This is a genomic window from Bacillus sp. 103mf (genome assembly GCF_900116295.1).
In the GTDB taxonomy this organism is placed as follows: domain Bacteria; phylum Bacillota; class Bacilli; order Bacillales; family Bacillaceae_G; genus Bacillus_A; species Bacillus_A bruguierae.
Genome location: NZ_FPAF01000005.1, coordinates 112029 through 125819, shown reverse-complemented (window position 1 = coordinate 125819; position 13791 = coordinate 112029). Strand labels below are relative to the sequence as shown.

11 protein-coding genes and 1 pseudogene are annotated in these 13791 nt (G+C 35.2%); 2 read left to right on the top strand and 10 right to left on the bottom strand.

The features are described from left to right. Positions 1-8: 8 nt before the first annotated feature. A complete protein-coding gene (locus tag BM350_RS14410; RefSeq protein ID WP_090911530.1) occupies positions 9-248 on the bottom strand; it encodes a DUF2584 family protein in 240 nt (79 codons plus the stop codon). 308 nt (positions 249-556) lie between these two features. Then, entirely contained in the window at positions 557-817 is a 261-nt protein-coding gene (locus tag BM350_RS14405; RefSeq protein ID WP_090911532.1) for a hypothetical protein, read from the bottom strand. A 463-nt stretch (positions 818-1280) separates the two neighbouring features. On the opposite strand from BM350_RS14405, the gene BM350_RS14400 reads away from it, so the two are divergent. Further along, a complete protein-coding gene (locus BM350_RS14400; RefSeq protein WP_090911534.1) occupies positions 1281-2333 on the top strand; it encodes an enoyl-CoA hydratase/isomerase family protein in 1053 nt (350 codons plus the stop codon). Between the two features lie 76 nt (positions 2334-2409). Here the strand turns inward: BM350_RS14400 and BM350_RS14395 are convergent, their stop codons facing one another. The 8 genes from BM350_RS14395 to BM350_RS14355 form a co-directional block, all read right to left on the bottom strand. After that, a complete protein-coding gene (locus BM350_RS14395; protein WP_090911536.1) occupies positions 2410-3870 on the bottom strand; it encodes a CoA-acylating methylmalonate-semialdehyde dehydrogenase in 1461 nt (486 codons plus the stop codon). Positions 3871-3914: 44 nt separating this feature from the next. Then, entirely contained in the window at positions 3915-4805 is an 891-nt protein-coding gene (locus BM350_RS14390; protein WP_090911538.1) for an NAD(P)-dependent oxidoreductase, read from the bottom strand. 16 nt (positions 4806-4821) lie between these two features. Then, positions 4822-6531, bottom strand: coding sequence for an acyl-CoA dehydrogenase family protein (locus tag BM350_RS14385; protein ID WP_090911540.1), 1710 nt, complete (start codon positions 6529-6531; stop codon positions 4822-4824). Positions 6532-6669: 138 nt separating this feature from the next. Then, the gene (locus BM350_RS14380) at positions 6670-8430 is read right to left on the bottom strand and encodes a sigma 54-interacting transcriptional regulator (RefSeq protein ID WP_090911541.1); all 1761 of its coding nucleotides are present in this window, start codon (positions 8428-8430) and stop codon (positions 6670-6672) included. Between the two features lie 402 nt (positions 8431-8832). After that, positions 8833-9741, bottom strand: a complete 909-nt coding sequence (prpB, locus tag BM350_RS14375) for a methylisocitrate lyase (RefSeq protein WP_090911543.1) — start codon at positions 9739-9741, stop codon at positions 8833-8835. 17 nt (positions 9742-9758) lie between these two features. Then, complete coding sequence (prpD, locus tag BM350_RS14370; protein ID WP_090911544.1) at positions 9759-11195, bottom strand: 2-methylcitrate dehydratase; 1437 nt, start codon at positions 11193-11195, stop codon at positions 9759-9761. 98 nt (positions 11196-11293) lie between these two features. After that, complete coding sequence (gene mmgD, locus BM350_RS14365; RefSeq protein WP_090911545.1) at positions 11294-12412, bottom strand: citrate synthase; 1119 nt, start codon at positions 12410-12412, stop codon at positions 11294-11296. Positions 12413-13014: 602 nt separating this feature from the next. Continuing rightward, positions 13015-13323, bottom strand: coding sequence for a magnetosome magnetite crystal formation protein family (locus BM350_RS14355; RefSeq protein ID WP_090911549.1), 309 nt, complete (start codon positions 13321-13323; stop codon positions 13015-13017). Between the two features lie 118 nt (positions 13324-13441). Between BM350_RS14355 and BM350_RS14350 the strand changes: the two are divergent. Next, positions 13442-13630, top strand: a pseudogene (locus tag BM350_RS14350) (cupin domain-containing protein); the annotation flags it as partial. Between the last annotated feature and the right edge of the window lie 161 nt (positions 13631-13791).

Sequence of the window (13791 nt, the reverse complement as noted above, 5' to 3'; positions counted from 1 at the left end):
CTTTTCTATTAATTCACAGATTGAAGTGAAATAAGTTGATATAACAGCGTCGTTCTTCCCTCTGCCCATTCCACTTTCTTTACAACGGCACTTCCAACAAGCTCTTGTCTTGTTTTATACACCGGCAATATTTCATCAATAACAAATAAATGATATCCTTCTAACACTAACTGAAATATATTATCTTCTGTATGTAATCGTTTCTCGGTTTCATTTGTAGTAATCTTTGTATGCATTTCAAACTTCATGCAAAAACACCCCTTTTTTATGTCTCTATTTTCATAGTATAGTGGGTATTACTGATTGACAAGAGAATGAGTAAGAATGGTATGACTTCCCTAACGAAAACTCATTTGGCTTCTGCCATTATTCATTTGTAGTATGAGAAAAGTGACAACAGAATATAAAGAAAAACTTTTATCATTATTCTTTCCAGTCCATACCCAACTATTTTATATTTCTAAAGGATTTATTTCTATCGATTTTTTATTTTCTTTTTATTACGGTATGTGAAATTAAACATTACTTTAAAATAAAAGTGCCATTTATGGCACTTTTATTTTTGTAAATAATCCTTCATTACAACGTACAACACAATGAATAATAACACTGTCATAAAAAACCATGAAAGAATTGCAACGTAATTATTTTCAGTTAATGCAAAGCTAATTGCAATTGTTAAAATGAAAATTGGAAATACCAATCGTACTTTATCTCGCACAGTATCTTGCTCTGTATCTTCTTGATGAAAATAAAAAGTTAAACCAACCATAAGAGAAGACAAAATAATGACTGATAATAACAAAAGCCCTGGCATTCCAATCTCCCCTCCCTCTACTTTCTTAGGGTACATTAAGTAAACATTCTATATTTAGTAAAAATAAACTTATCAACAAACCTAAAAACGAAAATAAGACCAAAATATAGAAAACTCATTATATCAATTTATTAAAACCTTTATTATAAAAAATTGCAAATCATATCAATTAATCGTTAGAAGTTTTATTCCCTTTTCTTTTATAAAATCCTTCCAAAATATCTCTCCAAAAAAACGCAAAAAAACGCATTACTATTAAAGATTATATCTATTTTCTACAGTATATTCATTTGCTCTTCATTTTAAAACAAAGAAAGACATGTGGTATTGCAGGATTAAAGAAAAAAAACAAGAAATTTATATATAAAAACGTAATTTCTCTGTTTTTTTACAAAATGTCTATTTGTTTAGACACTGACACAACTTGTGAAAACAAACAGAGAATGATAAAGGAGGATATATTATGACTGATCAAGTTCTATTTTCAGTTAACAAAAATGGAGTAGCTACCATTACGTTAAATCGCCCAAAAGCATTAAACTCCATTTCTTATGAAATGATAGGACCAATAACGCAAAAATTGAAAGAATGGGAAATGGATGATCAAATTCATCTTGTCATTATAAAAGGCGCAGGTACGAAGGGACTTTGTGCCGGCGGTGACATTAAGACTCTTTACGAAGCTCGTTTACATGACTCTGCCCTGCAAAAAGCCGAGCAATTTTTTGAAGATGAATTCCAATTAGATATGCTCGTTTATAAGTTTCCTAAACCAATTGTCGCGTGTTTAGATGGCTTTGTTATGGGCGGAGGAGTTGGACTCACTTACGGAGCTAGTCATAGAATTGTAACTGAGCGAACAAAGTGGGCGATGCCAGAAATGAATATCGGTTTTTTCCCTGATGTCGGATCTGCTTATTTTTTAAATAAAGCGCCGGGCTATATAGGACGTTACTTAGCATTAACAGCTTCTGTCATTAAAGCAGCTGATGTACTATATATAAATGCTGCTGACTTTTACATGACAAGCGAAAAATTGAATGCTCTTCTTACTCATATTGAACAAGTAGATTGGCATGCAAAAGATATCCATACATCATTAACAGAGCTAATCAATGATTATTCAGAACTTCCTGTTACCGAAAGTGAACTTTCAACATTCCAAACAGAGATTGATAAGCACTTTTCTTTTCACACTGTCGAAGAAATTATCCATTCTTTAGGAAAAGATACGAGCCCTTTGACAACTCAAACAAAAGCAACAATATTATCAAAATCACCATTCTCCCTAAAAATAACGTTAAAACAATTTATTGGTGGAGAAGAAAAAACATTAGAAGAGTGCTTTGCTACTGATCTTGTGCTCGCTAAAAACTTTCTGAAACATGAAGACTTTTTCGAAGGAATACGCTCTGTTGTCATTGATAAGGACCAAAATCCGCAATATAAGTATAAGCAATTAGAGGATGTTTCAGACGAGGTTGTGAACAGCTTTTTCAGCCTTCTAAGAAGCTAATTATATCAAGTGAAACTTATACATTTTATTTCAAATAAAAAGTGTCCAATACCATGGACACTTTTTTACATTCTTCTTAAAACCAGCGTTCTGTCACTACCTTTTTACGTGTATAAAATTGCACACCATCTTTTCCATTTGTACCTAAGTCACCGTAGAAAGAAGCTTTATTTCCTGCAAATGCGAAAAATGCCATTGGAGCTGGAACGTTTACATTTACGCCAATCATCCCTGCATCGATATTATCACGGAATGTTTGTGCGTGTTTACCACTTGACGTATAAATGACTGCACCATTTGCAAATTTTGATTGGTTTGTAAGCTTAATTCCTTCTTCTAAATCCTTGACTCTCACAATGCTTAATACTGGAGCAAAAATTTCATCTTGCCAAATTTTCATATCTTGATTCACACCATCAAAGATTGTTGCTCCAACGAAATACCCTTCCCCAGCTTCTTCATTAATTTTACGGCCATCTACTAATAAAGTAGCTCCATCTGCTACACCGCTATTAATATAGCCTAGTACACGCTCTTTATGAGATTCACGAATTAATGGACCTACATAATTCTCTTCATGGAAACCATCACCGACTTTTAATTTACGCGTTTCTGATACAAGAACATCAATGAATTCATCAGCAATTTTATCAACTACCGCTACAACAGAGCATGCCATGCAGCGCTCTCCACTGCTCGCAAATGCAGAACCAATGACACCTTGTACTGTTTTTTCAATATTGCAGTCCGGCATAACAATTGCATGGTTTTTCGCTCCTGCAAGTGCTTGTACTCGTTTTCCATATTTTGTTCCTGTTTCGTATACATAGCGTGCAACTGGCTCAGATCCAACAAATGAAACAGCTTGAATATCTTTATTTTCTAAAATGCTATTTACAACATCTTTTCCACCTTGTACTAAGTTTAAAACCCCTTTGGGGAAGCCCGCTTCATAGAATAATTCTACTAGTTTTTCTGCTAAAAGCGGCGTTCTTTCAGATGTTTTTAATACAAATGTATTACCGCAAGCAATTGCTAATGGGAACATCCATAGTGGAATCATCATCGGGAAGTTGAACGGAGTAATACCAGCAACAACTCCAATTGGGTATCTCCAAATTGAACCATCGATTCCACCTGCAATATTTGGAAGTGCTTGCCCCATCATTAAATTTGGTGTTGATGTTGCCAATTCTACAGCTTCAATTCCTCGCTGCACTTCGCCAGTTGCATCTTTTAATGTTTTACCATTTTCTAATGTAATAATTTTTGCAAGCTCATCTTTGTTTTCTTGTAAAAGTTGTAAATATTTATATAACTGTCTTGAGCGATTTGGAACTGGTACTTTAGACCATGTTTCATATGCTGCTTTTGCAGCTTCAACAGCACGATCCACATCTTCTTTTGGAGAAAGTGGAACATAAGCAATTATTTTCCCCGTCGCAGGATTCGGAACAGCTTCCACTTCTGTGCCAGTAGATTCTACCCATTCACCATTAATATGATTTTTCACGCGTTTAATTTCTGTTGTAATCATTGTATTCGCTCCTTTTTATTTTTTATATTTGCTAGTATTCATTGTTATTTATGACTAGAGGTTAATTGTTCACTTACCTTTTGATATAAAGCAGCCATGTCTTTTTCACCATATCCTGCTTTACCAGCTTCATCATACAAATTCAAAAGCATTTCACTTACTGGTAAGTGAAGCTCACTTTCTTTTGCTAAATCAACTGCAAATCCTAAGTCTTTCTTTAGTAGATTTACAGTAAATCCTGGTTCATAGTTTTCTGGCGCAATAAAGCTTTTATAATTGCGCTCATAAATTCTACTTTGTCCATAACTCACATTTAAAATATCAAACATTTTATCTAAATCCATATTGTTTTTCTTTGCTAATGTCAGAGCTTCACTAACACCCGCTGTATAAAAACCAATTAATAAGTTATTAATCAATTTTACAGTCGTACCACTATCAATTTTCTCACTCACATGAAATATATTTGCTCCCAATACTTCCATCTCTGGTAAACCTTTTTCATATACTTCTTTTGGTCCACCAACCATAAAAGTTAATGTGCGGTTTTCCGCTCCAATCACTCCACCGCTAACCGGTGCAGCCAAGAAATCGACTTTTTTATCCTTCGCAGCATCTGCAAGCTTTTTATTTAGTTGCGGAGCTACTGTGCTTGTATCAATTAAAACAACATTCGAATGACTATTCTCAATTAAACCTTCTTCCCCAAAATAAACAGCTTCAACAGCTCGCGGTGACGGTAAACTTGTAAAAATCAAATCACATGTTTCTGCTAATTTTCTAATTGATAAACCGATGATTCCTCCTTCTTTCTCGAAGGAAGCTTCAGCCTCTTTATTTAAATCGACTCCATATACCGTATAATTTGATTTAACTAAATTTTTAGACATCGGAAGACCCATATTACCTAAGCCGATAAAACCAATCTTTTTCATACTGCTCTCCTCCTATTTAAATAATATATTTCCCGCGATTTATAATCGTCTTTGCGATTTCTCTCTTTTTCGTAAACAAGTTCGTGTATAGAGGTACTGACAGTTGACGAATTTCATCTAGAATGGCGCTTCTAGTTTGCTCTTCTTGCACCGCTGCAGAAAGAAGAACAATTGCTGCTGATTCTACTTTTCGATATCCTTCTTCACAAAGCACATCCGTTATAAACTGTTTTGCACATTCTTTTTCTTCACCATTTTTACTTATCGCTTTCTTTGTACGTAAAAATGCCGATTCCATTACATATACATCTTTCAACATGTCTGCTAACACGCGTGAATATTCTTGTTCTTGTTCGATTTTTAATTCAGGAGTTTGAGATAGCGTTTTCAAAGATTTCTTCAATAATTGTTTCGATAATAAAATATAACGATGATTTCGTTCTACATTTTCAAATTTATCTTTATCTACTTGGTCCCCTAGTTGTTTCGTTTGTTTCATTAACATTTTCGCAACTGTTAAGCGGTTAATTTCATTCGTTCCTTCAAATATACGGCTAATTCTAGCATCACGATATAATCGTTCTACTTCATATTCTTGCATATAACCATAACCACCATGAATTTGTACCGCTTCATCCACAATGTTTCCAAGTGTTTCTGAAGCATTCACTTTGTTGATCGCACACTCCATTGCAAATTGAGACATTTTCTGCATAATACCTTCATCACTCGCATGAATTGCTTCATCAATTACGCCTGCTGTTCGATAAGCTGCGCTCTCTGCACCGTATGTAGCAATAATCATATTTGCAATTTTCTCTTGAATCATCGTGAAATCAACTAATTCTGTTTGAAACTGTTTTCGTTCTTTTCCGTATTGAACAGATAAGCCTATTGCTTGCTTTGCTGTTCCAATATTTCCGAAAGCAAGTTTCAATCTAGCAAAATTGAGAATATTAAGAGCTACGTGATGTCCCTTTCCTACTTCCCCTAGTACATTTTCAGCAGGTATGACAACATCCTCTAAAATCAGTGTCGCAGTTGAAGAACCTTTAATACCCATTTTCTTTTCTTCTAGGCCAATCGAAACGCCTTCACATGTTCTTTCGACAATAAATGCTGTCATTCCTTTATTTGTCTTTGCAAACACAACATATACGTCAGCCATATGAGCATTTGTAATCCACTGTTTTTCACCATTTAATGTCCAAGCTGTTCCTTCTTCGTTTAAGACAGCACTTGTTTTTGCACTTAATGCATCAGATCCAGCATTAGATTCTGTTAAAGCATAAGCTCCAATCCATTCGCCTGATGCAATTTTAGGTAAGTATTTTTCCTTCTGATCTTTTGTTCCGTAGTATATATATGGCAGCGTTCCTACTCCAGCATGAATATTAAAAGAAACACTAAAGGCTCCTGCATATCCCATCTTTTCCGCCACAAGTCCAGAAACTGCTTTCCCTAATTCAAATCCACCATATTCTTCCGGAACCTCTATACTCAACAATCCAAGTTCTCCAGCCTTTTCAAACAACCTGCGGGAAACTTGATAATTGTGCTGCTCGATATTTTCAATTTGAGGAACAATTTCCTGTTTCACAAATTGTTCTGTTGTTTTTGCGATTAAATCTTCATCACCTGAAAAATCCTCAGGTGTAAAAAAGATTGTATTAAGCTCCTGATTCAGCGAAAAAAATTCTTCCCATTGCAACTTTGTTTTCTCCATCTGTATCCCCCTATCATTTCGGTCTTCATTTTATTTATATGCAAAATCTATGCCAATCTAAAAATTGATAGAACAAGGGCAAAATGAAAAGAAAACGTAAAACTGTCTAGACAGTTTTACACTTGATATAACAATTGTTTAGATTTTGAATCTTGACAATTTATTATAAAGGGTCGCCCTAGAAATCCCTAACAATGCCGCTGCTTTTGACTTATTTCCTTTTGCTTCTTTTAAAACGCGTTCAATTAATCCTCTTTCTTCCTCTTCACGCACCACTTTCATTGCTTCTTGTTTTGCTGGTAAAGACTGAATCATAGGTACTAATTTCTTCTGCTCCATATCCCGGTAATAAAATTCTTCTGGTAAATCCTTAGCCCGTATATGTGCATCATCTGATAGTGCAAATAGCCTTTCTAACACATTGATTAATTCCCTGACATTACCCGGCCAATTATAATGGAACATAAGGCGTAATACCTCTTTATCAAGTGTCTTTTCTTCGGCACCATACATTTGACATAACTTTTGTAAATGTTCTTCAACAATGAGTGGTATATCTTGTTTTCGAAAGCGAAGCGGTGGAATATGAATCGGAATAACATGAAGACGATGGTATAAATCCTCCCTAAAGGTTCCTTCTCTAACCATTTGTTTTAAATCTTTATTTGTCGCTGCGATTATCCTGAAATCAACAGGAATTGGATGTGTACCACCTATTCTTTCTATTTCTCTTTCTTGTAAAACACGTAAAATTTTCACTTGCGTTAATAGTGACATATCGCCAATCTCGTCTAAAAATAATGTTCCATGATTTGCAAGTTCAAATTTCCCTGCCTTCCCATTCTTTTTCGCACCTGTAAAAGCACCTTCTACATAACCAAATAATTCAGATTCTAGTAAATTATCAGGAATAGCAGCACAGTTCACACTAATAAACGGACCGTTTTTTGTTATACCGGTATAATGTATCGCGCGTGCGAATTGCTCTTTACCAACACCGCTTTCTCCAGTAATTAATACGGATGCTTTTGATCCAGCTGCTTTTCGAGCCATTTTTTTCGTTTCAGAAATTGTTTGACTTTCTCCAAGAATATCTTCAAATCGAATCTGCTTCTTTTTCGGTTTAGAAAACGTTGGTTTGATTACCCTATCCTTTTGATCAAATCGTTCTAGTATTTTATAAATATCCGAAATCCCTTCATGAATAAGCATCCCTACAGCACCTATCACTCTTCCCTGCTTCCAAATTGGCATCCGGTGCACAACTAGATTCTGTCCTTGCAGACGGTGCACTTGATTTCTTTCTGGTACTCCTGTTTTTAATACAACTGGAAGCCGCGTATTCTCAATTACATTTTCAGCGTGCTGCCCAATTGCTTCTTCCTTCGTAACACCAACAAAACGACTGTACGTATCATTAAACATTTGGATAACTCCATTTTCATCCACAATTGCAATACCTTCGTATGCAGTATCAAAACAAAGTTTAAACCATTCTATCATTTGATGTGCACATTCAATTTCTTGAACCAAATCTTTATGAAAGGCTAATAATTCCTTATTACTGAACACTCCTTTAAGCTCTCTGTTTTCTTCGCAAGTAACGTAAAGTGGAATATTCTCTAACTTGCTTAATGAAAACTCTTCCCTTACGTTATAGAAAAAATGTCTCAGTATAGTGACAATCGGTTCATCCCACTCTGAATGATCCTCTAACCACTTTACACAATCAATTAGTTTCACAACTCCAATCACATGATTATTTTCTAAAACAGGGAGTTCTGTGCTCTCTGATTCAGCTAGTATTCGTAATGCTTCTCGAATTGTATTATCTTTCCTCAAAATGTACGGGTCCTGCTTCATCCAATTTCGAACAGAGTCATATTTTGCAGCCATCATAACTGAATTTCCCTTCCTTTAGAATGTCTATACTCCTCTTTTCCTATCTGCATAACATGCTAATGCTTTTCTACCGTGGAAAAAATATTATGATAAAATGCAACTACACAAACGAGGATTTCGTTTCTTTTTCGTCAAAAAACTTTTATCACTCTCATTCTTACTATCCGTTAATATGACAAAAAAGCGATGATTCATTTCACATCAAGCAGGTGTTTTTGCTAAAAATGTGTATCATCGCTTTCTTATTTTATCTCGCTATTTTGGGGCAGTAAGACCCTCATCCCCACGATTCAGAGTAGAGTGAGGAAGATAGATGAGCGACAACTGCTGGCATGCACCCGATTGGTTCAACTAACTAGCAGTGAGAGGATGCCTCCACTGCTGGAAGTTTCACTTCATCTATTGTCCTTCTGATAAAATTGTTTTTGCAATTCCCTTATCTAACTCCTCAAAGTCATGATAAGAAATTGTTTCATATAATTCACTTCTTGTTTGCATATCAGAAAGCCCTTCTTTTTGCGATCCTTCTTCTTTTATAAGATGAAAAATACGTTCATAAGCTTTTGCTGCTACGCGAAGAGAAGTCACTGGATATATAACCATTTGATAACCGATATTAGCGAATTCTTCGGCAGTATAATACGGTGTTTTCCCAAATTCAGTCATATTAGCAAGTAAAGGTACCGTTACTTTTTTTGTAAATAAACGAAATTCTTCTTCTGACTGCAAAGCTTCTGGGAAAATAGCATCTGCACCCGCTTCTATGTAAGCAATTGCTCGCTCAATCGATGCATCTAATCCTTCAACCGCACGAGCATCCGTACGAGCTACAACAACCATCGATGGTGCTACTTCTTTTATAACTTTAATTTTTTGTTGCATTTCTTCAATAGAAACAAGTTTTTTCCCATTTAAATGTCCACATTTTTTAGGGAGTTGCTGATCTTCGATTTGAACAGCAGCTACATTTGCTTCCATCATTTCTACAGCAGTTCTTGCTACATTTAACACTCCACCAAACCCTGTATCAATATCGACAAGAAGAGGTAAATCCGTTGCTCTAACAAGATCTCTTGCTCTTTCAGCCACTTCAGTAGATGTTACAATACCTAAATCTGGTAAACCCTTACTTGCTGTATAAGCAGCTCCTGATAAATAAAGAGCTGAAAATCCAGCATTTTTTGCAACAAGAGCAGCCATCGCATCATGCGCACCAGGAATTTGCAAGATTTCAGGTGCTTCTACTAAAGTTCGGAATCGATTGGCAAGTTCTTCTTGTGTTGACTGTTTATTTACAACCCAAGCCATTCTTATTCCCCCTATACTTAAATTAAGAAAAGATCTACAAATTCATTTACATTCATATTTTCTAATTTTTCTTCATTCAAACAAGCCTCATGAATTTTTTCTTGTTGTTTATTAGAATAATGAACAGCCATATTTGCAGAGAATTTTTGAACAACCTTTGGAATCGCTTCGTCTCTACGGAAACGGTGACCTAATGGATATTCACATTCTACATTTTCAGTTACTGTACCATCTTTAAAATGAATTTGAACAGCGTTGGCGATTGAGCGCTTGTTCGGATCAAGATAATCTAAACTGTATTGTTTATTTTCAACAACAACCATCTTATTTCGTAATTCATCTACTCGAGGGTCAGAAGCTACTTCATCCTCATAATCATCTGCAACAATGTCACCTTTTAATAAACCGATTGCAGTAATATATTGCAAGCAATGATCTCGGTCAGCTGGGTTATTTAATGGACCCTCTTTATCAATAATACGAACTGCTGATTCATGTGTCGTAATGGTAATACGGTCAATTTCATCTAATCGTTCTTTCACTTCTGGATGTAATTTCACTGCACATTCTGCAGCTGTTTGAGCATGGAATTCTGCTGGATATGATACTTTAAACAATACATTTTCCATTACATAAGAATCTAAAGGTCTTGCTAATTTTAGTTCTTGCTTGTTAAACAATACATCTTGGAATCCCCATCCTGGTGCAGATAATGCTGTTGGGTAACCCATTTCACCTTTTAATGCAGTAAGTGCAAGATGAACACCACGGCTTGTTGCATCCCCAGCTGCCCATGACTTACGTGAACCTGTATTTGGAGCATGACGATATGTACGAAGACTAGAGTTATCAATCCATGCATGAGACAATGCATTAAAGATTTCTTCACGTGTGCCACCAAGCATTTTCGTAACAACTGCTGTTGTCGCTACTTTTACGTATAACACATGGTCAAGACCAACGCGGTTTAAACTATTTTCTAATGCAAGTACACCTTGGATTTCATGTGCTTTAATCATCATTTCAAGTACATCTCTTACTTTTAATGGTTCTTTTCCTTCTGAAATACGAACGCGGCTCACATAATCTGCAACAGCTAAAATACCACCTAAATTATCAGACGGATGTCCCCATTCAGCCGCAAGCCACGTATCGTTATAATCTAACCAACGAATCATACATCCGATATTAAAGGCACCGCGTACTGGATCAAGTACAAATGATGTTCCCGGCACACGTGTACCATTTGGCACAACAGTTCCTGGTACGACAGGTCCTAGTAATTTCGTACACTCTGGATATTGCAGTGCTAAAATCCCACATCCAAGCGTATCAAGTAACACATAGCGTGCTGTACTGAATGCTTCTGAGCTTGTAATCTCTTTATTTAATACATAATCCGTAATCTCTTCTAAAATTGCATCTTTTTGTTTAATTTCATTTGTTTTAATCACGCTATTCTTCCCTTTCTATCGAAAATTCGTTATTATTAAGAATGGGTGTCGGTCAAACACCCATCTGGCGGGCGGCCTTAACAACTCCCCAGTTGTTTTTATTTGCTAAGCACATGTCGCTCGCCGATATAATTTACACGTGGGCGAAACAAGCGATTATTTGTATGTTGCTCAATCACATGCGCACATAGGCCTACCGTTCTTGAACTGAAAAAGATTGGTGTATATAGTTGAATTGGAATACCTAACATCCAATAGACTGGAGCAGCATAATAATCTAGGTTTGGATAGATTCCTTTTTCCTTCTCCATAATCTTTTCTCCAGCTTCACACATTTCATATAATGTATAATCGTCTTTCACATCACATAGCTGTTTTAATGCTTCTTTCATCATAAGCGCTCTTGGATCGATCTTCTTCATGTAGACGCGATGTCCAAATCCCATGATTTTTTCTTTGTTATACAGTTTCTTTTGCAATAATTCTTCAAATTTTCCGGCAGTACCTGCTTCAAGCAGCATGTACATCACTGCCTCATTTGCGCCTCCATGTAAATTACCTTTTAAAGAAGCAACTGCTCCAGTTAAGGCACCATACAAGTCTGATTGTGTCGACGCAATTACTCTAGCCGTAAAAGTAGAGTTAGGCATTTCATGTTCACTATACAGAACGAGTGATCGATCAAATATTTTTTCTTCTAATTCAGAAGGCTTCTTACCCGTAAGCATATGGAAGAAGTTTGCACTATAAGATAATTCTTGAATCGGTTCAATTGGTTCTTCATTATTTAAAATTCGATAGCTATTAGCTACTATATTCGGCACCTTACTTAACAATTTATAAGCACGATTTTTATTTACATCTAATGAGCGATCATCAATTTCATTGTCATAACCAGATAGCGCCGAAATTCCTGTACGCAATCCATCCATTGGATGCGTTTGTTTTGGCAATGCTTTTAAAACATCAAAAACACCAATAGGAACTTCATATTCATGCTTTAACGTTTCTTCCAATGCCGCTTTTTCATCTGAATTAGGAAGTTTCTCCTCTAATAAAAGATGAACAATATCTAAATAGCTTTTCGTTTTAGATAACTCAATCAAGTCATACCCTTGAATAACGATTTCTCCTTTTTTTGTATCAAGAAAAGAAATCTTCGTCTCTGCTGCAATTACCCCTTCAAGTCCTGGAAAAAAATTTTTTTCAGCTCCCATTTTGTTTTCCTCCAATCCAAATAGATCTTCGTTTACACTTCTGTAAGCCTTTCCAAGATTGCACAAATATATTTTCCTCACGATTCTCTATTTTAACTGCTCTCAAAGAATATGAGGTTAGTAGCGTACAAGGTTTTTCTATGTTTAGATTGTTCATAATGGTACTTTTGAAAGGATTGAGAAAATAAGCAAATGTTCCAAACAAAGAATCTCTCATAAGCTTCATATTTATTAATGATTTACGACAATAAAAAATAACTTTCAAAGAAGCTGTTACTATACAAAGAGACACTTATCTTCGTAAATTTGCACCTCCTCTCCACGCAGACTTTGATATGTAAAACAAACAAGAATCACATCACTCTTAAACACAGTTACGAGACAATATTTTGTCTAATCGATCCCTGTATTAAGAAGATAGAACAAACACTTTATCTTCACCCGTTTTACACTCATTTTATTTTCCATTCAAATATATCAGACTTTTTAGAAGATTACAATTTATTTTATTTTCGCTATCTTTGGATATATAAACAATTTATTTCTAATAAAAAAAGAATAGCAATACGCTATCCCTTTCATACATTTTATATTCATATAGTTTATTTCAGCCATGATCCAACAATCGGATATTGAAAAGATCGATCATTCAATGCACGAACAATACCAATAATTGGAGTAATTAAAGCCATTAGTCCAAAAATAATTAAAAATGGAATTCCAATTAATACCCAAGAGAAAAATGCCGAAATACCAATTAATACGCCGATGACAAAGTGAAATATGACTGCTTGTAATGATAAATTTTTAATTTCTCGATCTGAACTCACAAGAAATATAATAAAAGGAACTAATACAGGTGCAAACCAAGTACTAGCATGAATAAATATTTTCAGTCCTTTATGCTCCATTTAAAAATCACTCCTTTTTTCTATGTTTTTTCTTTGTTATGTAATATTTTATATAATAACTAATGCTATGTGCATGAGGCCCGAGACTGATTTATACTCATTCAAAAGTTCCACTTATTTAGCCATTTTTAATGCTCCTACTCCAGAAGTTACTTTTGGATCGGACATTTTAAGATTAACACCCGCAAATATTATGGCCCATACTTATTGTCTCGATGAACAACAATGGAAACAAACAGTATCTCCTATTCAATCTACTACTGTAATCGGTCCTCCTAAAGGTTGTAACCCAAGTCAAAATCGAAATGCATTGCAGCATATATACCTAATCAAAACCAAATGCACGCCGAGCATTCACCTTATTATTACCAACAACATCAAATTCCATTTCCCCATTGGGAATATTAATATAACACCCCACTCAAATAATACCCTTGATAACTCATGGGTTTCTTTTTATATAGCTTA

Bases quoted from the DNA above. Each gene is read 5' to 3' on its own strand.
- BM350_RS14410 (WP_090911530.1), bottom strand. From the start codon at position 248: ATGAAGTTTGAAATGCATACAAAGATTACTACAAATGAAACCGAGAAA.
- BM350_RS14405 (WP_090911532.1), bottom strand. From the start codon at position 817: ATGCCAGGGCTTTTGTTATTATCAGTCATTATTTTGTCTTCTCTTATG.
- BM350_RS14400 (WP_090911534.1), top strand. From the start codon at position 1,281: ATGACTGATCAAGTTCTATTTTCAGTTAACAAAAATGGAGTAGCTACC.
- BM350_RS14395 (WP_090911536.1), bottom strand. From the start codon at position 3,870: ATGATTACAACAGAAATTAAACGCGTGAAAAATCATATTAATGGTGAA.
- BM350_RS14390 (WP_090911538.1), bottom strand. From the start codon at position 4,805: ATGAAAAAGATTGGTTTTATCGGCTTAGGTAATATGGGTCTTCCGATG.
- BM350_RS14385 (WP_090911540.1), bottom strand. From the start codon at position 6,531: ATGGAGAAAACAAAGTTGCAATGGGAAGAATTTTTTTCGCTGAATCAG.
- BM350_RS14380 (WP_090911541.1), bottom strand. From the start codon at position 8,430: ATGATGGCTGCAAAATATGACTCTGTTCGAAATTGGATGAAGCAGGAC.
- prpB (WP_090911543.1), bottom strand. From the start codon at position 9,741: ATGGCTTGGGTTGTAAATAAACAGTCAACACAAGAAGAACTTGCCAAT.
- mmgD (WP_090911545.1), bottom strand. From the start codon at position 12,412: ATGGGAGCTGAAAAAAATTTTTTTCCAGGACTTGAAGGGGTAATTGCA.
- BM350_RS14355 (WP_090911549.1), bottom strand. From the start codon at position 13,323: ATGGAGCATAAAGGACTGAAAATATTTATTCATGCTAGTACTTGGTTT.